Annotated in this window: 22 protein-coding genes; 10 read left to right on the plus strand and 12 right to left on the minus strand. The window is 53.5% G+C overall.

The genetic code is table 11. The features are described from left to right. Positions 1–21 precede the first annotated feature (21 nt). From KHU30_RS09515 to KHU30_RS09560, 10 genes are all read right to left on the minus strand, one after another. A complete protein-coding gene (locus tag KHU30_RS09515; RefSeq protein WP_038493837.1) occupies positions 22–291 on the minus strand; it encodes an HPr family phosphocarrier protein in 270 nt (89 codons plus the stop codon). An 88-nt stretch (positions 292–379) separates the two neighbouring features. Further along, positions 380–784 (minus strand): PTS sugar transporter subunit IIA, encoded by a 405-nt coding sequence (locus tag KHU30_RS09520; protein WP_211442426.1) that lies wholly within the window; start codon positions 782–784, stop codon positions 380–382. Positions 785–892: 108 nt separating this feature from the next. Beyond that, positions 893–1834 (minus strand): glutathione synthase, encoded by a 942-nt coding sequence (gshB, locus tag KHU30_RS09525; protein ID WP_211442427.1) that lies wholly within the window; start codon positions 1832–1834, stop codon positions 893–895. A gap of 41 nt (positions 1835–1875) precedes the next feature. Continuing rightward, positions 1876–3174 carry a glutamate--cysteine ligase gene (gshA, locus tag KHU30_RS09530; protein ID WP_098494437.1) on the minus strand — a complete coding sequence of 433 codons (1299 nt, stop codon included), beginning with the start codon at positions 3172–3174 and terminating at the stop codon, positions 1876–1878. Between the two features lie 480 nt (positions 3175–3654). Continuing rightward, positions 3655–4203, minus strand: a complete 549-nt coding sequence (locus tag KHU30_RS09535) for a GNAT family N-acetyltransferase (RefSeq protein WP_230427299.1) — start codon at positions 4201–4203, stop codon at positions 3655–3657. A gap of 164 nt (positions 4204–4367) precedes the next feature. Continuing rightward, the gene (locus KHU30_RS09540) at positions 4368–5915 is read right to left on the minus strand and encodes an ammonium transporter (protein WP_211442428.1); all 1548 of its coding nucleotides are present in this window, start codon (positions 5913–5915) and stop codon (positions 4368–4370) included. Between the two features lie 12 nt (positions 5916–5927). Further along, on the minus strand, positions 5928–6266 hold the full coding sequence (locus KHU30_RS09545; RefSeq protein ID WP_038493850.1) for a P-II family nitrogen regulator: 339 nt from the start codon (positions 6264–6266) through the stop codon (positions 5928–5930). Between the two features lie 61 nt (positions 6267–6327). After that, positions 6328–7101 (minus strand): TorF family putative porin, encoded by a 774-nt coding sequence (locus tag KHU30_RS09550; protein WP_098494441.1) that lies wholly within the window; start codon positions 7099–7101, stop codon positions 6328–6330. A 285-nt stretch (positions 7102–7386) separates the two neighbouring features. Next, complete coding sequence (gene pdxR / locus KHU30_RS09555; protein WP_211442429.1) at positions 7387–8877, minus strand: MocR-like pyridoxine biosynthesis transcription factor PdxR; 1491 nt, start codon at positions 8875–8877, stop codon at positions 7387–7389. Further along, positions 8877–9950: an alpha/beta fold hydrolase gene (locus KHU30_RS09560; protein ID WP_211442430.1), complete on the minus strand. Its 1074-nt coding sequence runs from the start codon at positions 9948–9950 to the stop codon at positions 8877–8879. Before KHU30_RS09560 ends, pdxR begins: the two co-directional genes overlap by 1 nt. 200 nt (positions 9951–10150) lie before the next feature. Between KHU30_RS09560 and KHU30_RS09565 the strand changes: the two genes are divergently transcribed. From KHU30_RS09565 to KHU30_RS09575, 3 genes are all read left to right on the plus strand, one after another. Continuing rightward, the gene (locus KHU30_RS09565; protein WP_211442431.1) at positions 10151–10621 is read left to right on the plus strand and encodes a GNAT family N-acetyltransferase; all 471 of its coding nucleotides are present in this window, start codon (positions 10151–10153) and stop codon (positions 10619–10621) included. Between the two features lie 107 nt (positions 10622–10728). Then, the gene (locus tag KHU30_RS09570) at positions 10729–10971 is read left to right on the plus strand and encodes an accessory factor UbiK family protein (RefSeq protein WP_098494444.1); all 243 of its coding nucleotides are present in this window, start codon (positions 10729–10731) and stop codon (positions 10969–10971) included. Positions 10972–10981: 10 nt separating this feature from the next. Beyond that, entirely contained in the window at positions 10982–12118 is a 1137-nt protein-coding gene (locus tag KHU30_RS09575) for a YifB family Mg chelatase-like AAA ATPase (protein ID WP_329956667.1), read from the plus strand. Between the two features lie 93 nt (positions 12119–12211). On the opposite strand, the gene KHU30_RS09580 is transcribed toward KHU30_RS09575, so the two are convergent. Continuing rightward, positions 12212–14218, minus strand: a complete 2007-nt coding sequence (locus tag KHU30_RS09580) for a UvrD-helicase domain-containing protein (RefSeq protein WP_211442432.1) — start codon at positions 14216–14218, stop codon at positions 12212–12214. Beyond that, positions 14202–15950: an ATP-dependent nuclease gene (locus tag KHU30_RS09585; protein WP_211442433.1), complete on the minus strand. Its 1749-nt coding sequence runs from the start codon at positions 15948–15950 to the stop codon at positions 14202–14204. The genes KHU30_RS09580 and KHU30_RS09585 overlap by 17 nt, the downstream gene beginning before the upstream one ends. A 694-nt stretch (positions 15951–16644) precedes the next feature. Between KHU30_RS09585 and KHU30_RS09590 the strand changes: the two genes are divergently transcribed. The 7 genes from KHU30_RS09590 to KHU30_RS09620 all read left to right on the plus strand — a co-directional run bounded on the left by KHU30_RS09590 (position 16645) and on the right by KHU30_RS09620 (position 25336). Next, the gene (locus tag KHU30_RS09590) at positions 16645–17124 is read left to right on the plus strand and encodes a hypothetical protein (RefSeq protein ID WP_211442434.1); all 480 of its coding nucleotides are present in this window, start codon (positions 16645–16647) and stop codon (positions 17122–17124) included. A gap of 35 nt (positions 17125–17159) precedes the next feature. Next, the gene (locus tag KHU30_RS09595) at positions 17160–17330 is read left to right on the plus strand and encodes a hypothetical protein (RefSeq protein ID WP_211442435.1); all 171 of its coding nucleotides are present in this window, start codon (positions 17160–17162) and stop codon (positions 17328–17330) included. 104 nt (positions 17331–17434) lie between these two features. Next, positions 17435–18127, plus strand: a complete 693-nt coding sequence (locus KHU30_RS09600) for a hypothetical protein (RefSeq protein ID WP_211442436.1) — start codon at positions 17435–17437, stop codon at positions 18125–18127. Positions 18128–18222: 95 nt separating this feature from the next. Next, positions 18223–20379, plus strand: a complete 2157-nt coding sequence (locus KHU30_RS09605) for a hypothetical protein (protein ID WP_211442437.1) — start codon at positions 18223–18225, stop codon at positions 20377–20379. Positions 20380–20817: 438 nt separating this feature from the next. Beyond that, positions 20818–22470: an AAA family ATPase gene (locus KHU30_RS09610; RefSeq protein ID WP_211442438.1), complete on the plus strand. Its 1653-nt coding sequence runs from the start codon at positions 20818–20820 to the stop codon at positions 22468–22470. Beyond that, complete coding sequence (locus tag KHU30_RS09615; protein ID WP_211442439.1) at positions 22463–23506, plus strand: hypothetical protein; 1044 nt, start codon at positions 22463–22465, stop codon at positions 23504–23506. The genes KHU30_RS09610 and KHU30_RS09615 overlap by 8 nt, the downstream gene beginning before the upstream one ends. Before the next feature lie 222 nt (positions 23507–23728). Continuing rightward, positions 23729–25336, plus strand: a complete 1608-nt coding sequence (locus KHU30_RS09620; RefSeq protein ID WP_211442440.1) for a hypothetical protein — start codon at positions 23729–23731, stop codon at positions 25334–25336. Positions 25337–25365: the final 29 nt, after the last annotated feature.

Genomic DNA, 25365 nt, shown 5'->3' on the forward strand with positions numbered 1-25365 from the left:
GGGTTAGCTGACAGGCGGGTTTTACTCGCCTTCGCCAAACTTATCCTGAATTAACTGGTTTAAGGCATCAAAACAGGTTTTTTCATCCTCACCGTCGGCTTCCAGCAAGATCGTGCTGCCCTTGCCGGCCGCCAGCATCATCACGCCCATGATGGATTTGGCGTTAACGCGGCGTTTGTTGCGGGTCATCCAGACTTCACATTTAAACTTGCTGGCCAGTTGGGTAAATTTGGCTGAGGCACGTGCGTGCAAGCCAAGCTTGTTGATAATTTCGATTTCTTGTTGAATCATCTTGTCTTTTAATAATGTTAACTATCTTAGCTATCAACTCTAAGCCTAAGCGCGCGTAAATCCGTTCCTGCCATCTGTTGCCATGCTGTCAATGCGACACACGGACCCGGTTATCCACTCTTACCGCGCCGCCCTGGCCGCCGGCCAGCGCCATTTCGGTCACCACGTCGAGCGTATCGTTGCGGTAAGTCAGGGCGCGCAGCAGCATCGGCAAGCTGATGCCGGCAATCACCTGGGTCTGGCTGCCGCTGCAAAACGGCAACGTGCAATTGGAAGGCGTGCCGCCCATGACGTCGGTGATCACCAGCACGCCGGAGCCGTCGTCGAGACGGGCCGCGGCCTGCTTGGCGAGTTTTTGCACTTCCATCGGATTCTGGTCGGCGATCACGTCGATCGCTTCCAGCCGTTCGGGTGTATGGCGAAACACGTGAGAGGCAGCTGCGATGAATGCCTGGCCCAGTGGAGCATGGGTTAAAAGAAGAATGCCAATCATAGTTTCACTCGAATCCGCAACGCGGACTATCCCGGTTTACAACGGTTTTACTGCAACACATATCGCACGCCGGCGGGTGCCGGCGCTGACGAAAAAACTTCGCCCGGCTTAAGCCAGGGCTGCTTCCAGCGCATCAATGAACATCTCGGCAACATCAAAACCGGCTTGCTGCTTGATTTCCTGGAAACAAGTCGGACTGGTAACGTTGACCTCGGTCAAATAGTCGCCGATCACATCTAATCCTACCAGTAACAAGCCGCGCTGTGCCAGCACCGGCCCAAGTGCTTCGCCGATTTCACGGTCGCGCGCAGTCAGCGGCTGGGCCACGCCGATTCCGCCCGCCGCCAGGTTGCCGCGCACTTCGCTGCCCTGCGGAATCCGCGCCAGCGAAAACGGCACCACTTTACCGCCAATCACCAGCACCCGCTTGTCGCCGGCGGTAATTTCGGGAATGAAACGCTGGATCATGATGGTGCGCTGGCCGTTGTCGGTCAGGGTTTCAATGATCGAGCCCAGGTTCAGGCCGTCTTGCCGGACCCGGAAAATCCCGGTGCCGCCCATGCCGTCGAGCGGCTTCAGGATCACGTCATGATGTTCTTCATGGAAGGCGCGCAGGCGCGCCGCATCGCGCGTCACCAGGGTCGGCGAGGTGTATTTCGAGAACTGCGCGATGGCCAGTTTTTCATTATGGTCGCGGATTGCCTGCGGCTTGTTGAAGACGCGCGCGCCCTGGGTTTCCGCCAGTTCCAGCAGGTAAGTGGTATAGATGTATTCCATGTCGAAAGGCGGGTCCTTGCGCAGCAGGATCGCATCGAATTCCGACAGGAACATGGCGGCCGGCGCACTGGCGCGGAACCAGTCCTTGTCATCCCCGGTGAGGGTCACCTTGATCACACTGGCCGTCACGATGCCGCTTTCCAGCGCCATGTCCTTTTGCTCGAAGGCATAGATGGTATGGCCGCGTTTGACCGCCTCCACCATCATGGCGTAAGTCGAATCCTTATACGTCTTGAAGGTGCTGAGGGGATCGGCGAGGAAAGCGATTTTCATATTTGGGCCCTATGGTTGCTGAGGTCAGGACAAGCTGCCAATTAGTATTCTTCCGGATTCGGATCGGTTTTTTCCATTTCCAGCGAAGCCGCCAGCAGACCGAGCCGCGCCACGACGCCGTACATGTAAAAGCGATTCGGCGCGGTCGTACCCGGTTTAGCCAGCATATCCGGCAAGGCGTGCTGCTGGGCAAACGCCAGCGGCACGAAATGCGCGCCCGGCGCATTCAGGTTTTCATTGATGCCGCGCTCCGCGTGTACGCGGTAAAAGCCGCCGACGACATAACGGTCGATCATGTACACCACCGGTTCCGCGACCGCGTCGTTGATGTGCTCGAAAGTATGCACGCCTTCCTGGATGATCAGGTCATGAATCTCGCCGCCGGTTTTGCCGAGCGACAGCTTCTCGCGTTGCTTGCGGCTCAGCTCCTTGATCTGGCTGACATCGGTCACGCTCATCACGCCCATGTCATCGGTGCCCGCATCGGCCTTGACGATCACGAACGGCTTTTCGGTGATGCCATATTCCTTGTATTTCTTGCGGATCTTCGCCAGCAGCGAGCTGACGCTGGCCGCCAGCTTGTCGTCGCCGTCGGTGGCCTGGAAATCGACCTGGTCGACCTTGGCGAAAAACGGGTTCAGCATCCACGGATCAACATCGATCAGCTTGGCGAATTTCTTCACCACTTCGTCGTAAGCCGTGAAATGGTTGCTCTTGCGGCGCACAGTCCAGCCGGCGTGCAGCGGCGGCAAGACATTTTGCTCGTTGAGGTTTTCCAGGATCGCCGGCGTACCGGACGACAGGTCGTTGTTGAGCAAAATAGTGCAGGGATCGAAGTTCTTCAACCCCAGGCGGCGGCCATTGGCGGAACGCTCCAGCGGCTCCAGCGTGATGGTGCTGCCGTCCGGCAATTCAATGGTTTGCGGCTCCTTGACATCTTCCGCCAGCGAACCGAGCCGCACGTGCAGGCCGGTCTGGCGGAACACCTGCATCAGCCGCGCGACGTTTTGCAGATAGAACGTATTGCGTGTATTGAGCTCCGGCAGCAGCAACAGGTTCTTGGCGTCCGGACAATATTTCTCGATGGCCGCCATCGCTGCCTGTATCGCCAGCGGCAGCATTTCCGGCGACAGATTGCTGAAGCCGCCCGGAAACAGATTGGTATCGACCGGGGCCAGCTTGTAACCGGAATTGCGCAGGTCGACCGAGCAATAGAACGGCGGCGTGTGCTCCTGCCATTCCATCCGGAACCAGCGCTCGATAGCCGGGGTAGCTGCGAGGATTTTCTTTTCTAGATCGAGCAACGGGCCATTCAGGGCCGTGACGAGGTGCGGAACCATATAAAACTTTCTTTTGGAAACGATGTAGCGTGTGCAAATGCGTTGCTGCCAGCCAAAGAAGCGTGTTTCAAGACTTCCGGGACAAGCCGACGATTCTAACGGGAAATGCATTGTTTCGCCCGTCACCCGCCGCAATGTTGCGCAAATGGCGCGATGGCTTCCCGATGAGGCCGATTAGCTCACTTTACATCGGGCCGCCAGCGAATTTTTAAAGCCCTTCGGTTGACAAAAAGCGCAATGAAACGCCCTGCCTTTGTGCCATATTCGCGCCAGACAAGATTGCCTTATATGCAACAATCAATCCCTAGGTCATTTATTTGTTAGGCAGCAGGCTTTATTCAACGATGCAGTATTTTTACGATACATGGCAATCTCAGCCGGCGTAATGGCAAAGTATATATTTTGTCATTATTTTGCGAGAATCGGCCTTGAGGAAAGAGGCCGTTTTCGCCATGAAGCTCGAACCGGCATTGTGCGTGCCTAGATTTGCTTGTACATGAAACTGGTGTCCGTCAGCTTGCCCGCGGTCGAGCGCGCATAGTCCGGAATGACGCCAGCCAGCTCATATCCCATGGCGCTGTACAGGGATTCGGCGGCATCTCCGGTGCGGGTGTCGAGGATCAGCAAGGAACGGCCGTCGGCCCGGGCGATCGCCTCAGCCTGTTGCATCAAAGTGCGCGCCACGCCCTTGCGTCTCGCCTGCGGATGCACCAGCAACTTGGCAATCTCGGCGCGATGATGGCCGTTGGCGGGCGTCGCCAGCACGACCTGCACGGTGCCGACCACCTCGCCGGCAACGCGCGCCACCAGCAGGCGGCGGCCGCCGCTCACCAGCGAGCCGCTGACGCCATACCAGAAGGAAAAAGCGTCCTCGGCAGCCGGCGTGTCGACGAAGCCGATGCTGGCGCCATGCGCCACGCAAGCGATCAGAATATCGGTGAGCGGGCCCACTACGCCATCGAACTGGTCGGCCCTGACGTCTTCCACCGTACAGCCGCCCGGGCGTTGCGGGGTGATGGTCGGGTCCATGGAAATCTCCTGAATCTGCTGCTCTTGAACTGGAAACAAAAAATCCCAGGCGATGGCTATCGGCCCGGGATTGCGCAAGACGCCGATCAAGCCGCCGGACAGCGCTGCTTCCTGCTATCCGGCGAAATCAGGCATGGCTTGATCGAACGTCTTAATCGCACATCTTAATCATGGTAGGCGGATTCGCCATGGCTGGAGATATCCAGGCCTTCGCGTTCTTCTTCTTCAGTCACGCGCAAGCCCATGACGATGTCGACCAGCTTGAATGCGACCAGCGATACCAGGCCTGACCAGACCAGCGTGGTCAGCACGCCTTCGAACTGGATCCACAGCTGGCCGGGGATCGAATAGTCTGGCAGGACCGCATTGGTGACGTAGTCATAAATGCCCGTGCCGCCGAGGCTAGGCGCCGCGAACACACCGGTGAGCAGCGCGCCCATGATGCCGCCGACGCCATGCACGCCGAAGACGTCCAGCGCATCGTCTGCACCCAGCAAACGTTTCAGGCCAGTCACGCCCCACAGGCAAACGAAGCCAGCCAGCAAGCCCATGATCAACGCGCCCATCGGGCCGACGAAACCGGCTGCAGGCGTAATCGCCACCAGGCCAGCCACCGCGCCGGATGCGCCACCGAGCATGGAAGGCTTGCCCTTGCCGATCCATTCGCCGGCGCTCCAGCTCAGCACCGCCGCAGCCGTCGCCAGCAAGGTATTGATGAAGGCCAGGGCTGCGCTGCCGTTGGCTTCCAGGGCCGAACCGGCATTGAAGCCGAACCAGCCGAACCACAGCAGCGATGCGCCAACCATGGTCAGGGTCAGGCTATGCGGCTTGAAGGCTTCCTTGCCGAAACCGACGCGCTTGCCGATCACGTACGAACCGACCAGGCCGGCGATCGCGGCATTGATATGCACCACGGTGCCGCCGGCGAAATCAAGCGCCCCCTTCTGGAACAGCCAGCCGCCGGTAGCGGTCAGCTTCTCTGCGGAAGCAGCATCGACAAAGCCATCCGGACCAGGCCAGAACCAGACCATGTGCGCCATCGGCAGGTAAGCGAAAGTGAACCACAATACGGTGAACACCAGGATCGCCGAGAACTTGGCGCGTTCGGCAAAGGCGCCGATGATCAGGGCGCAGGTAATCGCCGCAAACGCGCCCTGGAACACGACATAGGCGAACTCAGGCACCACCACGCCCTTGCTGAAGGTAGCCGCCACGGAATCAGGCGTCATGCCATGCAAGAACAAGCGGCTGAAGCCACCGAAGAAGGAATTGCCTTCCGTGAACGCAATGCTGTAGCCGTAGAGTATCCACAGCACGATAATCAGCGAGAACACGGTGAAGCACTGCATCAGCACCGACAGCATGTTCTTGCTGCGCACCAGGCCGCCGTAGAACAGGCCCAGGCCTGGCAAGGTCATCAGGATCACGAATGCAGTACTGACCAGCAGCCAGGCGGTGTCGCCCTTGTTCGGCACCGGAGCCGCGGGAGCTGCCGCGGCAGGCGCTGCCGCAGCGGCGGCGGCCGGAGCCGGAGCGGCCGCTGCTGCCGGTGCGGGCGCAGGTGTGGACGCATCCGCGCTGGCGGATGCCACAGCCGCAGCTGGCGCGCTGGCTGCCGGAGCGGACGCCTCGTCAGCCGCCGCAGCCGGCAGCATCGAAGTCGCCGCGATCAGCGCGCAAGACGCCAAAATCGTTGCCAATATTCTGTTCATATTTTTATCCCCTTAGATTGCGTCTTTGCCGGTTTCACCGGTACGAATACGAATAACTTCCTGCAGATCAAATACAAAAATCTTGCCGTCGCCGATCTTGCCGGTACGGGCCGCGGTCTCGATCGCTTCTACCGCCTGCTCCAGAATGCTGTCGTCCACTGCTGCTTCGATTTTTGTCTTCGGCAGGAAGTCGACGACATATTCAGCGCCGCGATACAGTTCCGTGTGGCCCTTCTGGCGTCCGAAACCTTTTACTTCAGTCACGGTGATGCCTTGCACGCCTATCGCCGAAAGTGCTTCACGCACCTCGTCGAGCTTAAATGGTTTGATGATCGCTGTAATCAGTTTCATATCGGCCTCGTTGGTTTTGTGAGACGGCGGCGCGAAGCGCTTGCCGCTGCTGCTGTCGTTTTTAGAAAGTTTTTGCCAAAGAAAACACCACGCCGTTGCGCCCCAGGTTCTTGCCGCTCGGGCTGACATACGCGCCATCCTTGGCGTCGGTGCCGACATAGGCCAGCCCCAGGGTGATGCCGGCGAGCTGGTCAAAGGTCTTGGTGGCGCCGATTTTCCAGTCGGTATAGCTGGCGAAGCTGGTATGTTCCACGGTCTGGTGGCCAAGATGCAGGCCAAGCGTGACGCCGGCGCCGACATCGATGTTGGCGCCGGCATCGTAGTAAGCGCTGTTCTTGCTGTCGATGGTGCCGAACAGGTTGGTCATCGCATGCGAATATTTGAAGTAGGCCGGTCCGTAGCCGATCTGGCCGTACAGCTCGAAAGTGTTGGCGTTACGGCCGATCTGGCTGTAGTTGTTGGTCGGGTAGTAGTAGTACAGGCCGCCGACGTCATAGGTAAAGCCGCCCGGCAGGTCGCCGCGCTTGCCGCCGTAGATATCCCACTCCACCGGTCCCTTGCCGCCGGTGCCGGTATTGGCGCTGTCGACTGCATCCTTGATCCACTTGATGTTGGAGAGCCAGGTGCCGGCGTACAGGCCGGTTGGATTATTGGTGTAATCGGCGCCGCCCTGCACGGCAGGATCGAAACGCGTTTGCGAAATGCCGCGGAAACGGTAGTCGTTCACGAGGCCGATGTTGTAACTGATTTCATTGTCAGGCTTGGCATCTTCGGCGTGCGCAAAACCTGCGGTGAAGCTTGCTGCTATTGCTGCGGCTAAAATCAGCTTTTTCATGGAAATCCCTGTTGGTATGTTGAATGAAAACCGCTAAATCAGTACTCTCGGTACTTTCCATAGCAGAACCCATGCCAACTGTTCCAGCCGCTTCTTTTGCCCGCTTAATACCGCTTATGGGGCGATTTATTTACGCTTTTTTAGTGACTGTTAATTAGGGGACGTTCTTGTGCAGAAATATTGTGCAGTGCAGCGCACCAAAATAAAGCATATGCCTGGCAGCGCATTATTCTGGTGCAGCGATCATCCGATCTGACTACATGACATCTTGTAGTCAGCTACAAATCAACGCCAGACTTGTTGCAGCAATAGCAATGCATGGCGGATCGCGGCCTCATCCACGCCGGCAAAACCCAGCGCCAGGCCGGCGCGGTGCTGCGGATTCACCGCCAGGCCAGGGATGCAAAAACGGCTCAGCGGATTGATTTCAACCCCTGCGGCGATCGCTTTTGCCACCAGCTCGGTTTCCTGCTGCGCACTGGCCAACGGCAGGCTCAGATGCAGGCCGGCGGCGACCTTGGGCAAGGGCAGTTGCGCGCCGAACAGCGGCTCCCAGGCCGCCAGCAAAGCATCGCGCCGGGAACGGCTGGCGCGCCGCATGCGGCGGATGTGCCGCTGGAAATGGCCGGCGGCGATGAACTCGGCCATCACGGCCTGGTCCGCCGCCGGCGGGTGGCGATCGCCCATGGCGCGCAGCGCGCCGAGCGCCGGCGCCAGCTTGGGCGGCAGCACCAGATAGCCGAGGCGCAGGCCGGGAAAGGCTATTTTCGAAAAAGTGCCGACATACAGCACGCGGGCGTTGTGATCCAGCGCCGCCAGCGGCGCCAGCGGCGTGCCGTCATAGCGATATTCACCGTCGTAGTCATCTTCGATGATCCAGCTGTCGTGGCGTTCGGCCCAGGCCAGCAGTTCGAGCCGCCGCGCCAGCGACAGCGTAACGCCGACCGGATACTGGTGCGACGGCGTCACATACGCCAGGCGGCAGTCGTCGTGCAGCGCCAGCCGGCTGGTGACCATGCCATCCTGGTCCAGCCCGATTCCCACCAATTGCGCACCGGATAAAGCCAAGGCGGCAGCGGCTGCCGGATAGCATGGATTTTCCACCACTACCTTGTCGCCGGCATCCAGCAACAGCTGCGCGCAGAGGGCAATGCCATGCTGGGCGCCGGCGGTGATCATGATTTGCGACGACTCGCAGACCAGGCCGCGCGCCTGGCGCAGGTAGGCTGCGATCAATTCGCGCAAACGCACATCGCCGGCAGCCTCGCCATAACCCATCTGCGCCAGCGGCGCGCGGCGCCAGAAATTGCCTTGCAGGCGCGCCCAGATGGCGCTGGGGAACAGGTCGTAAGCGGGAATGCCAAGCCGGAAGGCGCGCGCCGGGCCGTCAAAGCGGCGCCGCCGTGCCTCAAATCCGCTCAGGCGCTGCTGCATGGATGACAGCTGCATCGCCGGCGCCGCGGCGGCCGGCGCTGCCGGAGCAGCCGTCACCGCAGCCGCCAGGCCGTCGGCATAAGTGCCGTCGCCGACCCTGCTGCTGATATAGCCTTCGGCGTACAACTGTTCATACGCGCGCACCACCGTGTTGCGCGACACCTTCAACGCCAGCGCCAAGTTGCGCGAAGTCGGCAGCTTGATGCGGTAAGTGTCAGGGGTCGCCAGGATGCGCTGGCGCAAGGCCAGGCACAGCTGCTTGGCCAGGCCTTTGCCGCCCTCGAGCGTAATCCCGGCCGGGTCCAGATTCATCGACAGCGCCGGCGCCGCAGGCTTCACCATCAGTTGCGCTGGGGCGATGCCAGCAGTTCGCGCAGCCAGGGTTTCCAGACTGCCGCCACCGTATGGGTGCCATGGCCGCGCGTCGCGCCGCTGAGCTTGACCATCACCATGCGCGCGCCCGGCACGCGTTTGACGTCGCGCTCGAGAATGCCGATTTCCGGCGGATTGATCAGGTCGTCAGCGGAGTTGACCGCGATCAGCGGCGCCTGGATTTTTTCCAGCAGCGGACCGGGGTCGTAGTCGCGCGAAGCGTCCATGAAATACAGGGTATCGTTGGCGTCAGCGCTTTTCATGGCCGTCGCCACCGCGCTATCCAAGGCCTGATCGGCTTGCGCCAGGTCTGGCATCTGCTGCTGCCGCAGCAAGGGATTGCTGGACATCAAAAACAGCATCTGCTCGGCGGTGCGCAAGCTCGGCGGCTGGCTGCTGTAATTGCCGCCTTGCCATGCAGGATCGTTGCGGATGGCGTCGATGATGATGCGGCGCCAGACCCGGTTGCGGCCTGAAATCTGGGTCGGCACGCTGGCCAGCGGCATCAGGGCATCCATGAAGGCCGGATGCTGTTCGCCCCACATCCAGGTCTGCATGCCGCCCATCGAAGTGCCCATCACCAGGCGCAAATGATTCACTTCCAGGGTTTCCGTCAGCAGCCGGTACTGGGCCTCGACCATGTCGCGGTAACCGTAGTGCGGAAACCTGGCGCGCAAGCCGTCGCTCGGTTTGCTGGAATTGCCGTGGCCGATGCCGTCCGGCAGGACCAGGAAATAGCGCGAGGCATCGAGCAGCTGGCCCGCGCCGAACAGCTCGCCGGAAAATTCCGGCCGGATGAACTGGGCGCCGGAGCCGCCGGTGCCATGCAGGATCAGCACGGCATTATTGACTTTGCCGTCGGCGCCGCGCCGCGGTTCGCCGTAGGTACGGTAATGGATGCGCAGTTCCGGCATGGTCTCCCCGGAAGCAAAGCGGAAGTCCTTGAAAACCGCGTCATGCTCTGCCGCTTGCGGTTCGCTCGCCTGGACCGCTGCGGAAAAGCAGAACGCCGCGCACAGAAGCAATAGTTTCGCATTACCCATGTCTCTCCTCGATCATTGTCTTTTATGAAAGACTATCATTAGCTGTGCCAAATCGTGGAATTTAACTGAATTGGACCTACAAATATAATCAATCTTGGATCTTTGATGATACCAACTTCTGACGCTACGATGAACGCTGTTTTGTAACCGGCTCCGCTACATATCGTTAGCGAGTTCATCCATTTCGACAGGAGATTATCTTGGCTTCAGAATCCGCATCCCTTTCAAATATTGTTATCCAGCCGCTCGACGAACAAGACTTCGCTGCCTGGGAGCCGCAGTGGCTGGGCTATCTCGGCTTTTATCAGGCGGAGGTTCCCGCTGCCGTGCGCCTAGTCACCTGGCAGCGCCTGCTGGATCCGAAGGAACCGATATTCGGCGCCCTGGCTACCGTGGACGGCAAGGCGGTCGGTGTGGTCCATTGGATATTCCATCGCTCTTGCTGGACGGTAGAGGATTCCTGTTATCTGCAAGATTTGTATGTCGCCCCTGAACAGCGCGGCACCGGCCTCGGCCGACTGCTGATCGAACATGTCTACGCTGCAGCCAGGGCCGCCGGCAGCACGCGGGTGCATTGGCTGACCCGCGAGACCAACAGCACGGCGATGCAACTGTACGACCGTATCGCCGATCGCTCGGGCTTCGTGCAATATCGCAAGCAGCTTGCCTAACGGGGCCTAAGCAGCAAAGGCTTAAACTGCCGCCGCCAGGCAGAATTTCGATGTAGGGTTTGCTCGTATCGGTTATCATTTTTCTTATTTACCGCCAGAGGGCCGCCATGAACAAACCCAATTTTTTCGACGACATCCAAGCCAAGATCAACCAAGCCATCGAAAACTCCCCCGCCAAGGATATCGAGAAAAACGTCAAGGCCATGCTGGGCCAGGGCTTTGCCAAGCTGGACCTGGTGACGCGCGAGGAATTTGACGTGCAAGCCCAGGTGCTGGCCAGCACCCGCGCCAAGCTCGAGGCGCTTGAAGCCCGCGTGACGGAGCTTGAAGCGCAGTTGAAGCAACCGTAATGCCGCGCCAGTGACGCTGGCCGTCTTGAAAAGCCGGGCGCTGGCAGGCATGCAAGCGCCCGCAGTCACGGTGGAAGTCCATCTGGCCAACGGCCTGCCCAGCTTCACCATCGTCGGCCTGCCTGAAACCGAGGTCAAGGAGTCCAAGGACCGGGTCCGCGCAGCGCTGCAAAATGCCCGTTTCGAATTCCCTTCCCGCCGCATCACCGTCAACCTGGCGCCAGCCGACTTGCCCAAGGAATCGGGCCGTTTCGACTTGCCGATTGCGCTCGGCATCCTGGCGGCATCCGGACAAATTCCGGCGGACGAACTGGACGACTACGAATTCGCCGGCGAATTGTCGCTGTCCGGCGAGCTGAGGCCGATACGCGGCGCGCTGGCGATGACCTTCGCCATGACAGCCTCCGGCGCCACTCCGTCCACAGCCAAAAGCCGCGCCTTCATCCTGCCGCAGGCCAATGCCGACGAAGCGGCCCTGGTCACCGACGCCCGCATTCTCCCTGCAGACAGTTTGCTGCAAGTATGCGCCCACTTCACCTCTAAGCAAGCAGAGACAAGATTATCGCGCCACGCAGCCGAACCGCGGCGGAGGCCGCCGAGCTATCTGGATTTCAGCGACGTCAAAGGCCAGCTGCAAGCCAAGCGCGCGCTGGAGGTCGCCGCAGCCGGCGGCCACAGTGTGCTGCTGATGGGGCCGCCCGGCACCGGCAAGTCGATGCTGGCGGCGCGCTTCCCCGGCATTTTGCCCCCCATGAGCGATTGCGACGCGCTGGAATCGGCGGCGGTGCAATCGCTCACCAGCGGCTTTTCCGGTGCGAAATGGAAGGTGCGGCCATATCGCGCCCCGCATCACACGGCATCGGCCGTGGCCCTGGTGGGCGGCGGCAGCCCGCCCCGTCCCGGCGAAATTTCGCTGGCCCACCGCGGCGTCCTGTTCCTTGATGAGCTGCCGCAATTCGACCGCCGCGTGCTGGAAGTATTGCGGGAACCGCTGGAATGCGGCCGCATCACGATTTCGCGGGCCGCCCGGCAGGCCGACTTCCCCGCGCAGTTCCAGCTGATCGCCGCCATGAATCCCTGCTTTTGTGGAGCTACAAACAAGTTGTTCACAACTAATAGAGTAGTCCGGTCAGAACTGTTATCTTGACTCAGCTACCACCCGCTAGATTGTCTCGTCCCCGAACGTGATCAAAGCGCCAGCTATAAATAATACGATTTGCTATCAAATTGGAGACGGACACTATAGTCGAACCACTTCCCATATGTCTTTGTCTATTTCCTCGCCAAACTTGGCGAACCTGCATTCGTGCACTGCAAAGCAAAGTAAGTGAGTTGGTCTAGAGAATCCAACATAAACCATCTTCGCCGACTGTTTGACCAGATTGTGGGCGTCCACGGCTAAAGTATTGCCTTTTAGTGAATTTACCAATCGCTCGGATTCGTAGTTACCTCCGGCACCTTTTTGATAAAACGTTTCCATATACAGGGTCGCCGTATGTGTTTCCCCTTTAACGCGATGCACTGTCGACACCTCCACATCGAAACCATCATATGGCAAGACATTTCTCAGTCTTTTACTTAACGAGACTGACGCTGAAACCGCCGGTCCGCTGGATCCGTTTATAAAATTTGAACTATTGTTTATCTGCCCCTCAAACTGGAGGAGAAATTCAGGTAAATTATTCCGAATGTCCAACAAAGCGGCAGCGCCGTGCCCTTGAACGACACCTAGACACCACTGGTACAACTTAGCCTCGAACGCGACCCAATAATTGGGTTTGAAATCTTTCAGAAATTCTCGCATTTTTGATTTCGAATATTGCGCTTGGGTAGTATCGACGATTCCTTCTTCTCTCAGAATTCTGAGTAGCGCATTACTAATATTTCGTTCAACGGACGACAATGTACGGTCATTCTTGTCATAGTTGGTAATATATCCTTCGAGGGTAGAATAATCTGTTCTTTGCTGTTGCTCTTCCCTTGAGTAGTCTGGATAGTAGTCGCAGAGTCGTAACTTTCCATCATCCTTTTGCGTTGCCCAGGCAACTGCTTTGTATTTATTGCGCAGGTTTGCCTGAATTTTCCCCTCATCCAATAGCGTTTTGACGATCATAGCGAATCGAGAAATTACCTGTACTTTTGTAGTTTCCGAAAACACGATGAAGTGGGGTTTGATGGCAATGTCGCTTCCATCAATATTTTTCCGTCTCCCCTCAATTTTCGAAGGTACGATGGCAAACGGGCTGACGATACTTGCAAGTATCGAACTCAGTCGATAGCTGCCGTTAAGCTCTAAGACGGTCTCTCGGTCTTTCCAAAAATTCTGCGCCGTAGCTTCCTTCCCGTCGAAAATGGATTGATTCTTGTCGCCAATTCTTTGGTAAGTCGATCTACTTGATCCGCCGTCAAAGAAAATTGACTCCAAAAGGTCATGCTGATGCTGCGCCATGTCCTGCATCTCGTCGACGAACACGCAAGAAAAACGTCTTTGGAGCAGCAGTTTAAAAGCCGAATTTTTCTGAAGCGAAACGCTTGCAAGGAAATACGCATCGTCATAACAAAGACACCCAGCCTTCAGAATTCCGGCCTTGAATTTTGTGATCCATTGTCGAACCCTGTTTTTTTCATCCGCGTTCCAGTCTTCGTAAGACTTAGCCTTATTCTTCGGTTTTTTGAAATCAATTTTCTTCCCGCAATATTCGTCTGTTAGGCAAACTTTGCCATCGACGAAGGACCATCGTATGGCCTTCTTGTTCGCCAAAAGGAAACGTCTGGCATTCTTGTTCTCTTGGTCTGTGAATTCCTTTATCTTATACGGGGGTGACGAGAATTTCTGGCCGTAGATATCGTCATCAATTCGAAGAGGTACTTTCTTATATTTGTCGACATAAAATGGTGTCGCTAGGAATTCATTCGTGAAACTCTGAATTGTGCCTACAAAATTAGGGTATTTGAAAAGATTGTTGCAGTAGAGACCTATGTTGTTTTTTATTTCATCTATTGCTGCATTAGTATGCGATATAACCAAAACTCCAGAACCATCGTCAAAAGGCAAATAGCGGTCAATTATCAATAGCTTCGCGAGCAGAGCTGTTGTCTTTCCACTTCCAGGAACCGCCTGCAAATCAATCGTTTCAAGATTCCGAATGAATTTTCGGCGTTCGTCGTCGAAGGTCGTGCCGGCGGGCAAAAGAATACGCTCCGCATACGCAATGTCATCATCCGAAACGTTAATGTGCGCAGACATATTCAATAGCCTTAACTAGGTATTCAATATGCGTGTCTCCAGCTACCTTCGTTTTGTCGATCTTTCCACTGGCAATCGACTGTGCGAGTCGGCTCGCAATCTCCGTTTTGGCCAAGGCACGGCGTTTCAACTTATCCGCGAGAGTTGCGTCGAAGTCCGTCCAGTCAGTTTTGCTGTGCACGGCTTTTGCGATTTCAGCGAATTTATCCTTGAACGTAGTTGATTTCGACAGGCAATATTCCAAAGTCCATTGAGGCGCAATGAAGGACTTTACACTTTGACCGTCGTATTTCGCGGCTTTAGCAGCAAGCCCTAGGGTAAGCTTTACCCTGTCACCAACAACGGAACCATCTTCGTCGTTTGGTTGGATATCGACATCGGTTACTACGGCCACAGGCTTGGTAAAGTGAGGAGTATTCTTGCGTTTAAAAATATTTGCATAGCGGATAAAAGCTAGGCTGTTCACGTTGACAACGGCCACGCCTTTTTCTGTTAAATTGTAGCCGATTAATTTTGCAAATTCAGGTAACAACAACTCCTCCGACCAGCCTTCTACCAATATGATGCCCTTAGAGAAAAATAAATTTGCCTTCGTCACGTCCAGGAAACGTTGAAGGAAAACGTAGTCGTCCTCATCCAACTCCGTGTACACGGAACTCATAGGAAATGCATTGCTTCCGCTACAAATGATAAGATTTTTAAGTTCCAGTTTCGATCCAATGTTGGGGCTATGCGTGGTTAGTATTAATTGCACGTCTATTTGCTTCTGGAACGTCTCGATAGCCTGCATCTGAGCCTGCGGGTGCAAATGCGCTTCCAGCTCTTCTACTAATCCCAGCCGCATTCCCGTCCAATTGCTTTTGTTCAGATGTAGCAGTTCGGATGCCATAAAAAGTCGATTAAGAGTTCCCAGCCCAGGTCTGATTTCCCCTTGAATGGAGAGCTCTAGCTTTTCCAGCAAATTCTTGATTTGGCCTCGCTCTGTAACTGCCAAGCCAGTTTTTTTGCCGGGTTCATATAGTTCCTGGATATATGTGTCAATTTGATCCTTCAGGTTTTTACCGAGCTGATCCACGATGACTACACCTAAATGATCTTTCCCCTCGAAATAGCTTTCAATCGAACCATTGAAATTCGCCAATTGCTCCAGTAGTGGGTGCTCAGCCCCCTTGTTTTTGAACGCCTCATGCCCAACGAGAATTTGTGAGAGTCGCGAATTTTTTCTTGCAACCAACTCTACCTCAGCATCTCGTAGGGGTTTGAGATAGGTTACCTTTAGATATTCCCGCGCTTCGGGGCTGAGTTGTCTTCCGTCGGCATCGGCGCCGGCACGCACGTCGTATGGGAGCACTTGGTTAGACAGGCGATTTCTCTTTACGTCGAGAATTAGGCGCAGAAATGGAGTGGCGGTTTCCTCAACGAATTCCCAGCATAGGAACTCTGTGAAATTTTTCCCTTCGTCCGGCTCGATACCAGACAGGATCAACTCAATCCGCAGCCTGTTCTGGTCCAGATGGAAATCATCTTCGCCGATCCGTGACCAATCGTAGCTATGCGTTTTCAACACAAGGCGAATGGCGTCGATGATCGCAGATTTCCCTGAATCGTTTTCGCCAATTAAAACGTTGAGGCCGGAATTAAAATTCAGATCGAGATTGGGGGTTTCCAAAGCAAATGCTGCGCAACTGCCGTACTTCCTAAAATTCCACAGCTTAATGTTAGAAAGATGCATAGTAATTGTTGTTGTAGTTGTTCAATGTACCGTCCAAACATTCTATGACAAAAATGATCACACTCTAATGTTCCTCCACGCAAGAACATGTTGTACGTGAACACCAATGTGTCGTCGTACTTAGAATTTTTCCAATTTTAAGAATAATCTAAATCCGACTTTCCGCTGGAGGCTACCTCTCTGCATTTTGGAGCTTTTTTTCCGACTCACTAGATCTGTCGAGTGCTTAACAGACGACGCCCTTCCGATAATCAAACAGTTGGCGAGAACGCAAGCCATTGAAAGATGCTTATATCCCGACAATCATTGTTGACAAATCATATTGCCATAAAGCATGCTACTGCTACTATTTACAATTTACCAATCACTTGGAGCAATATGCGTATAGCACTCGGCGTCGCGACATTGGCAATGATGATTGGACTGTCAGGTAACGTTTATGCCCGCGGTGGCGGGCATTCATCATCCCATTCGGCTTCAAGTTCCCGTTCAAATCATACAGTTCATGGTTACACACGAAGCAATGGGACGCAGGTTAATTCGTACCATGCGACCAACCGTAACTCCACCAGAAACGATAACTACAGTACAAAGGGCAACGTAAATCCATATACCGGCAAAGCCGGTACGAAACCGCGCGATGGCCAATAATGATTTGCGTCTTATTGCTGATCAGCCTTGAGTATTTCAAATTATGAGTGATGACGAAACTATTCTTTCCCCTTGGTTCTTGCTCGCCGAGTCTGTGGAGGAATGTTGGTCGTGCGGATCTGATACAAGGGTTTTCGCCGTTTTGTTGCCTAACGTCGAAGATGGCGCGAAAGCTGGGAATGACGGCGATGACAATACATCTGCTCCAACTCCGTGTTCACTTTCAAATATCAGCGATGTGAACGATGCTGTTGAAACTTATCTTAAAGGATTGTCACCGCATTTCTTTCCTGACTATAGCGGCACGGCGGGACAAACATATTGGATGAACCACTGTGAGAAATGCTTAACCAAGATCGGTGACTTCTATTTGCACAGCAAACCAGGACACGCCTTCTTCCCTGTCACTGACAAAGAAATCCACAAAATACAACTCCACCGAATCGATATAGCTTTGGAGGCGGACGCGGGTTGGGGACAGAGCTCATGGATTGACGAACTTCTTGAGAATGCGCGGTTTTAGTCGAACAAGCGCCCATTTGTTGAGACCAAGAAATCATGAATAAGCAAACAGAAGGCGTGTCTGCGAACTCAGAAACAGCAGCTGACATCATCAATCGGATCACCAACGGTATCAATGACAGTACGTTCAAGCACATTCTAGTGGTTGGACAGGAAAAACAGATGTTGAAAACAAGACTGCCACGCTTATATTCGGCACAGACGTGAAATTTGTTCTGATTATGCAATTGGTCGGCATAACATTGCCAGAATCTGATTGGTAACGCCTGACGAATACTCAATCTACGAGAACAATTTGAGGAATAGATCATATGGATATCCCCTCAACGCATGTATTTGAGACTCTCACGGAAAAAGGGGTAATTCAACTTCATCACGCGAATAGCGTTGCGACTGCATGTCAATTTATTCGCTCTCGATCATTGATGTCTCGCGGTACCGTAGAGCGCCTCGATGTAGCACAAACGTCCCAATCCTCTGACGACGTGGATAGGCGCTATAGTGTTTGGTTTGATGTCTTCCTTGACTCAGTAGACATCCATAGACGTGCCAGGCGGGCGAATGTTTATGGTCCTGTCCTTTTCGTCTTCGACATAAACATCATCAACAAAAATAGCACCGGCCGAATATGGGTCACTAAGATCAATCCGACAAAATGGGCTGGGAGGCCTGATCACTCGCGCTGGTTTCAGGACAGAGATGATCTAGCAGAAAATTTTGTTTTGGGGCGCTTCGATCAAATGATCGTACTTCGTCACAGTGGCGGGAGCCTCCCATTCGGCAGACATCTTAAGAAAATTATTTTCGACGATCCTCATTGTCTGACAGAAGATGACGTTGATTTCTACAGCATGGGTGTTGGCGCATTGCGTCATGCAATGCAGGATGGAGGAATTGATGTTCCGATTGAGCGGCGGAAATGCTCTGATCGATGTTCATGCGAAACCTACTGGGATAGCGACTACGAGCGCCTTCTTAAAATGTATGACCCCAAAATAAGGTAATCCGTATTGGCTCAGATTTGACCAAGCAGCATCACGTCACACGGGGTCTTTTTTTACTATCCAAAGTGAAAGTACTGGACTAGGAGGAAGCACAAATGCAAAAACCAGATACTTCGCTTGAAGCGGAAATCGTCGATTGGTTGCTGACGCTGATCAAAACCGATCGGCTACTAGAAGCCATCGCGGAAACTGAGTGCATTCGCAGGATTGCGGAATCAGCGCGCCAACCTTCTTACATCCGGACGTTCAGCATAGATCAGGTGTCCCGGCTGGCATCTGCAGACGCAGCACAGACTGTGCTGACGAATCTAGAACCGCTCGAGATCATTGCAGTCAACAAGAGCATTTCGCTCGCTACGGGGGAAGTGCTGCGTCCCGATATTCTTTGCTTCAACCCTGAAAGTAGAACTCTTGTAGTGTTTGAGGTCAAACGTGAGGTGTTTACTGAGCGGCAAACGGTAACGGAGCTTGCAGGGTATGAGCACGAATTGCGCAACGTACTGCCATTTCTAGGGAATTTCGACATCTGCTTTGTGGTTGTAGCCAAAGATTGGTCGACTCTGCTCAATCACGCAGTTGCAAACCTGAATGCATGGTCTGCGAAGAACTGCCTGGCGCTCAAGGTGAATACTGATAGCCAACCGTTCCGCATCGCCTGTCATTTACCGGAGGCCTGGCATCTGACAGGTAGTTTCGGCCTGCCTCCCGACGCGCTGCAGACCATCGATATGTACCTCGCTGAGGAGACGCCTGACGCCGGCGAGCACGAACCTCCTCGATCGTTGATCACAGCGATGGAGGTAATCGCGCGGGCGGGCGATCGAGCTGGCTCGCATGGGTTCTTGATGCTGTGGAAAGATGTCAACGGTATGGGGCGCGGGCGATGGGGCATGACGCTGTGCGCTGTCGATCCCATCGCTATGCACGCTTGGTGCTCGAAGCATGGGTTGCCTCGACGTCAATCGGAAGTCACAAATTACTTCGATACGCAGGCCACCGATGCGCCTGCATTAGTGCCATCTGTAGTTTACAGGATTGCAAAAGAGGCGTTTCCAATCCTGAATGACCGTTACGACCCAGAATTCGAAGGTGCTTTCTCATGGCATGAGAAACTGCGTCAGCGCCGCGTTGGTGCAGTTCCCATCCGATTCGACTTTTGGGGCAAGCTTGGAGAATATGCGCGCGAATTCATATGCAACACGGGAGTGCGTGATCGCCATATGCCGTTTATTAGCCATAACGAACTGGACTGGAGGGATCCAGAAGTAGCTATTCCCTTGATTGATAGCATATCAGGCTTATCCCCGTTCCGTGGCGGCATGATTCGCTGTAGCGATGCATTCCATGCGGGTGTGGTGTTGGGAACGCATGAGTTTGTATCTGGCAATGCGGCCCGGAGCGACGAAGCGGCGATCCACCTTGAGCCGCTGCTTCGCTGGTCCCACGTTGAGACTTTGCATTATGCAGTAGAGATGCACGAAATCTATTTGACCGCGAAAGAGGTCACGGCACCGATGCCAACGATATCGGATAGGCCGGAGCGAAGAGCGCAGGCTGCCGCAGAACTGAGCGTCTGGGTGGAAAAGCACCTTATCGGGGACGAGCATCCAGTTCATCAGTTGTGCTTCCGGCTAGGCCGCTACGGCGCTACGCTCTTCAATGACTGGTTTGAAAGCGAAGGTGGGCGCCTGATAACGTCAGAGCAACTGACACGAATGATCTACGAAACCAAGCGCATTATTGGTGAAGTCCTGCTGCCTGCTGAGTTGCGAAGCGGGCATAGGAATCTCAGTGCGTTGCTCAAATTCAGAAAGTTCCTCGCACAACATGGTGGCGTGGCAGTAAATGAAGCAGACGACACTGCCCTCAAGCTCGTACTCAATGCATTCCAAGGGGATGCGTTGCTAGAAGTATTCGTGAGCATGGTGCTGCCTGCAATTGACGAGGTCGTCCCCGTTGTAGCACATACAGTTTCGTCCATGCCAGAACTGGATATCGACTGGGATGGACTCAAGGCTGGCGTGCAAGCAATCTTCGATGCGGGACACCTCTGGCCGACGGTCATTGTCTCCCAAGACGGAACGGTTGGAAGTGGGCACCTTGTAGAACCGATGACCAAGTGGCTTCCCCCAATCACCGACCCAGGGGCAGAGGTATATTTTCTTAACGAACAAGCCGTCGCCAGCATTGCTGTGAAACTCACTTGGACAGCCATAGCGCAACATGGCCTTGCGGGACAGCGCTCGGCATGAACGTGTTTCCGAAAAAAAATGATGAAATGTGTGCATTGAGCGGCTGCGATCATGTGGATGCCACGACCGTTTAGGCGCGACTTCGGTTTTTCGTGAACGACATAATTCCGCCAGAAGCTGACATATTTCGTAGAAAACACCATTGACAAAATCTGCTAAGGAATAATTTCGTCCTAGTTATCGGTGCCTCGACCATGAGGCCGATATAACTGTTCACATTATCAAAATCTGACGACCGACTAGATTGGCGCTCCGACTGTCCATGAATAACCTGCCTGAGTTTCCAACTCAGGCCAAACTCGGTGTCTATGAGTTACCGAAGTAAGCACCTGTGTGGCAGCAGCGCCAATTACGACGAGTACTGCTATATTGCGACGACAGAACTAAGGCCTAGTCTATTAAATTAGTGCATAGCATTCGAATAAGGGGAATAGAGGTATGAAAATTGTTTTTGCCTGGACAGAAAAATTCAGGACTTTCAAAAATACGGGAATAAATTTTTCTAGCACTGAAAAATTTTCCTTCGACCCATTGAGCATGATCATTTCTAAAAAAGATTTGCCAGCTTTTCCAAAAAACTTTTTTGGAAAAGACATACTTGATGTCACTGGTATTGTTGGAAAGAACGGAGTGGGCAAGAGCAACGCGCTGGAATTAGTCTGCAGGCTTTTGAAAGGTCCTAAATTAGTTGAGACAGATTACTTGTTGATTGTCAAAGAAGGCCGACGCTTCTCCTGCTATTACTCATTTTCAGATAATCGCATCCCCGGCGCACCGAATCTGACAACCATCGATTTTCATCCCGTTGTCCAGAAAATCAACCCGCTCAAAGTCGTGTATTTTTCAAACGTATTTGATGAGAGAGTTCATGAATTCGATAAAGACATCGCCGATATTTCCAATAACAGCCTCTACAGATTTCGCGGGATGGCTAGTTACCCGCAGCATTTACAATTCGGCAATCAGATAAGGTTTATCAACTCCAGCATATTCGCAGACCTTCAAATCGAAACGCCTTCAGAAATTCGAATCGATTTCAAAAGGAATCGTCGAGACGATTGGAGGGTTCGTCGGACTTTGGAAGATATATATTCCTTTGCAAGAGACGTTGATAAAAAAATTAGATCTCTGCCAGCTTCCGTACGTTTTGCAAATCTGCTCTCGTTGGAATGTCTTTTTCGTGTTCTTAGCGTCTACAACCGCGTTGCCCTATTCACAAACAGCAGGGAACCCATTCCCTTCGACGATCTTATAACATCGGTAAAGAATTCTGCTAACGAAGATATCTCCGATTTGATTGTGAACTATCTGGCAGAGAAATTCGGCGATTGGGCACATAGGCCAGTTGAAGACAACATAGCTCAAGATGGCGTCAAACTGCTAGCGCTAATCACGTTTATCCGGAAAGTTAAGGCCAGCAGAATACCAATCGAAGAGCGAAAGGTCTCACCAGGAAAGTGGACATTTCTTGTTCCGTATAAGAGAAGTACCAGGGCCTTCATTCGCGCATTTATTGAAAATTGTGAAGAACTTGATTTGAATATCAGCTGGACTGGAATAAGTTCTGGACACAAGGCATATCTAAATCTCTTTTCCTCTCTCTACCGCGAGCTCAAAAGTGTGAAAATGCCCTTCTTACTTCTTTGTATTGATGAAGGCGATCTCTATCTACATCCTCAATGGCAAATCGAATTTTTCAGCAAATTGATGAAAGTACTTCCTCAGCTCTATTCTGGGAAAATTCAGTTGCTGCTCACTTCTCATTCTCCGTTTTTACTGTCCGATCTTCCCAATAGAAACATCACGTCTTTAGGCATCGATTCTGATGGGATCGTACAGTCTATTGATGGCATAGATTTGACAATTAAAACTTTCGGTGGAAATTTATACGACCTTTATGCCGAGCCACTTTTTCTTGGTTCCGCAAAGCGCGGACATTTCGCACAACAAAAAATCGATCAACTAATCGATGTTGTTAAGGGTACAGAAACAGTAAGCAAGACCAAGCGAATTGAGGTAATGAAGACCCTTGAGGTTCTCGGCGATGAATTGATCAGTTTTAGCTTAAAGAGAGTAATCGGCCATGATTAAGCTTCAGACCTTTCTCAAGATAACTGATAAAGAATTACATGATGTCGCGACTGCGCAATGGAACTGTCTAAATGTGAGAAATAAGTCAGGAAAAAAGGAGTACCGAGGAAGCTCTTTGATAAAAAAAGTTGAAGCAGCAAAACTTGAGATTTCGCAGCCAGCCTATCAAGATAAGTACAAGGAGGCTGGAAAGCGCCATCAAAAATTTATCGAATACCTATCCGACGAGAAAAATCTCAGAGAGCTGATTATTGCGAAGCCTGCGGAATTGAAAGCAAGAGCGGATAAGATTTTCAACATCTTAAACCACGACGATATCTATACCAGCAGTAAGGGAGTTGATAGTCAAACCGAATTCGGAAAATTTTTGATAGAGAAAATTTTCGACTATTCGGCGTACCGCAGTGGTGCCCCTTTCATTAAAATTTATCTAACGCAGCTGAAACTTAAGTCGCTTACGTGCCCCTATTGCAATTTCGTTCCACTGGAAATGACAGCATGGAAGGACGTGCAGGGAGATAAACAAAAGGCGTACTTGGATCTGGATCATTTTTATTCAAAGTGTAGATTTCCGTTCTTTGCGCTTTCCTTCTACAACCTAATACCGTGCTGCCACTATTGCAATGCCACAGCCAAAGGTACCAAGCTTTTTGACGTTGACTCGCACATCCACCCATATCATCAGGACTTCGATGATCACTACATCTTCGACTTTGACCTCGATTTTTGGAAAAGCGACGGCGAAGCAAAGGTCAACTTGAACACAAAGAAAGGTGGCAGACCTGATAAGTTGGCGCATGATCTCTCTCTGCACCCTAGATTGACTAACGATCTCAAAGAAACGGTAAATCTAGTCGCTGGATATCATAAGTATGCGAACGCACAAATCACTGCAAGAGAAAAGGAGATTCTATTTGACCTGATAGGCGCGACAGTGCCATTCAAGAAATGCGAGATATTGGGTTATCAAAAGGGAAAACTCAATAGAGATGTTCTGAAAAGCATAGATGCGTTTGGGATCTTGAATATTGCGTAAGCTGTGAACTACCTGCCAGCTTCCCTAAGCATAACTGCAGCCGCCGACGCACTGCTAGCGAACAGCGTAATTTCTGCGCTGTCGTTGACGAAACTGGTTCAGCAGCCATTATTGTGTGTTGCATCCACCGGTTGAATCCACAGCCACGAGCGGTCATTCGACACCGGCCGCTGAATGGTCGACAATTTGCAACGAGGCGCTGACTGAAGCCCTGACAAAACAATGAAACCGCTGAATGATGATAATAAAAATGCGCTTCAGGCTTTGACTACAGAAGCGGACGCAGCGAAGCGTGAACTGGAATCCATCATGCGTGGCATCGCCGACGCAAGGCGCATCTTCGCCCGGAATCCTTCGGACGAATCCAGACGGAAGATGGAAGAACAAGAAAAAGAAGGCTCAGCTGCCAACGATCGTTTTAATAAAATCGTGGAAAGCATGGCAACTTTGCTCGAGCTGACGGAAGAGGAGCTCGAAGCGACCGATGCCACAGAAACGTCAGGTGATGACCCTCCCCGGTACCACCGCGAACAATTGACCGCTGACCAAGTAGCCCCCACAGGCGAGGACGTCGGTGTTCTGCTCGCGCGTTCGTTCGACAGGCTGCTCAGGTTGATACCGAAGTCCACATTGAGCGAATACCAGGCCTCGGAATTGGATGCGCCTTGGCTCAAGGGAACGAACGGTCTCATATCCATCGTCAAAGGAGTTGCCCCGGAAAGCGAATATCCGCAGAAACACCGCTTTGCGCAGTGCGTCGGCGAGAGCCGTGCCTGGCTCATGAATGCCCCCGGATACGATATGTTCGCCGGCGCCAGTTTGATACCGCAGATTGCTCGATTGGCCGAACGACTCGATGTGCTATTGGAGATTCCAGGTGCTAAGAAGCGTGTCCGATCGCTCTGGCAGGGCTCCTCCAGGGACGTGGATTCGACAATGTTCGAATTGCTAGTCGCCGCCGGATGTGCGGCCAAAGGTCGGTCGGTGGAGTTCCTAGAACCGAGCGGCGAGAAGACACCCGACTTGCGGTGCCACGATCCTTACCCTCTTGTCATCGAATGCAAGCGCAAACGGGTCCTCACGGAATATGAGCTCATCGAAGAGCGCGCTATGCGGGAACTATTTGGCAAGCTGGATGCCCGGGCAAGAGAGGCAGGGATGTGGGGAACGTTTTCGCTACATCTGTCGGTCGAGTCGCGGGCGGCTCCGGTCGATGAAATTATCACCTGTTTATTGCAAATGCGTTTCGCCAGCGATAGCAACGGGAGAGCAATCTATTCATGGGGAACTGCGACCTATACGGAATCAGATCGGCTGGTGAATATTGGGTGTCAAACGCGCATGTATTCACCGATGATGCTCAACGCAGTCTTTGATTGGAATTCTGACCTTGCAGAATGGGATGGTCTTGTCTGCCGTGTCGGAAACTATGAGGAATCAGTAGTGGACATGGCCGAAGAGCCAGTCGGGCTTTTGTGGACCAACAGCAGTGAGCAGGCGATCAAGAAGCGTTCGTGGGGCCCGATGTCTACGCTAAGGGAAGCCATCGAGCAGATCCCGCCAGGAGAATTTGGTATTCCCTATGTCGCCTACCAAGAGGGAGCCCGCAGTGCGATCGCCGACATGCGAACATTCAACTTCGCTGAGTGGTTGAAGGAGTCCAGCCATCCAGCGAATATACGCGTGCCTTTCGCGCGAATCTTCAGGTTATATCCCCGGCCGCTCGAACACGGTGCACCCGATTTCATAGAGAGCTCGATGAACTTCATTCCCGACTATGGGGATAATATACTCCCGGGACTGTTTCCGTCGACCGTCATCGTCCATTAACGTACTCCCGCTACCGCAGGCTTGCTGCT

Source organism: Collimonas humicola (assembly GCF_018304945.1).
Taxonomy (GTDB): domain Bacteria; phylum Pseudomonadota; class Gammaproteobacteria; order Burkholderiales; family Burkholderiaceae_D; genus Collimonas; species Collimonas humicola.

Bases quoted from the DNA above. Each gene is read 5' to 3' on its own strand.
- KHU30_RS09515 (WP_038493837.1), bottom strand. From the start codon at position 291: ATGATTCAACAAGAAATCGAAATTATCAACAAGCTTGGCTTGCACGCA.
- KHU30_RS09520 (WP_211442426.1), bottom strand. From the start codon at position 784: ATGATTGGCATTCTTCTTTTAACCCATGCTCCACTGGGCCAGGCATTC.
- gshB (WP_211442427.1), bottom strand. From the start codon at position 1,834: ATGAAAATCGCTTTCCTCGCCGATCCCCTCAGCACCTTCAAGACGTAT.
- gshA (WP_098494437.1), bottom strand. From the start codon at position 3,174: ATGGTTCCGCACCTCGTCACGGCCCTGAATGGCCCGTTGCTCGATCTA.
- KHU30_RS09535 (WP_230427299.1), bottom strand. From the start codon at position 4,203: ATGGACCCGACCATCACCCCGCAACGCCCGGGCGGCTGTACGGTGGAA.
- KHU30_RS09540 (WP_211442428.1), bottom strand. From the start codon at position 5,915: ATGAACAGAATATTGGCAACGATTTTGGCGTCTTGCGCGCTGATCGCG.
- KHU30_RS09545 (WP_038493850.1), bottom strand. From the start codon at position 6,266: ATGAAACTGATTACAGCGATCATCAAACCATTTAAGCTCGACGAGGTG.
- KHU30_RS09550 (WP_098494441.1), bottom strand. From the start codon at position 7,101: ATGAAAAAGCTGATTTTAGCCGCAGCAATAGCAGCAAGCTTCACCGCA.
- pdxR (WP_211442429.1), bottom strand. From the start codon at position 8,877: ATGGTGAAGCCTGCGGCGCCGGCGCTGTCGATGAATCTGGACCCGGCC.
- KHU30_RS09560 (WP_211442430.1), bottom strand. From the start codon at position 9,950: ATGGGTAATGCGAAACTATTGCTTCTGTGCGCGGCGTTCTGCTTTTCC.
- KHU30_RS09570 (WP_098494444.1), top strand. From the start codon at position 10,729: ATGAACAAACCCAATTTTTTCGACGACATCCAAGCCAAGATCAACCAA.
- KHU30_RS09580 (WP_211442432.1), bottom strand. From the start codon at position 14,218: ATGTCTGCGCACATTAACGTTTCGGATGATGACATTGCGTATGCGGAG.
- KHU30_RS09585 (WP_211442433.1), bottom strand. From the start codon at position 15,950: ATGCATCTTTCTAACATTAAGCTGTGGAATTTTAGGAAGTACGGCAGT.
- KHU30_RS09590 (WP_211442434.1), top strand. From the start codon at position 16,645: ATGAGTGATGACGAAACTATTCTTTCCCCTTGGTTCTTGCTCGCCGAG.
- KHU30_RS09595 (WP_211442435.1), top strand. From the start codon at position 17,160: ATGAATAAGCAAACAGAAGGCGTGTCTGCGAACTCAGAAACAGCAGCT.
- KHU30_RS09600 (WP_211442436.1), top strand. From the start codon at position 17,435: ATGGATATCCCCTCAACGCATGTATTTGAGACTCTCACGGAAAAAGGG.
- KHU30_RS09605 (WP_211442437.1), top strand. From the start codon at position 18,223: ATGCAAAAACCAGATACTTCGCTTGAAGCGGAAATCGTCGATTGGTTG.
- KHU30_RS09610 (WP_211442438.1), top strand. From the start codon at position 20,818: ATGAAAATTGTTTTTGCCTGGACAGAAAAATTCAGGACTTTCAAAAAT.
- KHU30_RS09615 (WP_211442439.1), top strand. From the start codon at position 22,463: ATGATTAAGCTTCAGACCTTTCTCAAGATAACTGATAAAGAATTACAT.
- KHU30_RS09620 (WP_211442440.1), top strand. From the start codon at position 23,729: ATGAAACCGCTGAATGATGATAATAAAAATGCGCTTCAGGCTTTGACT.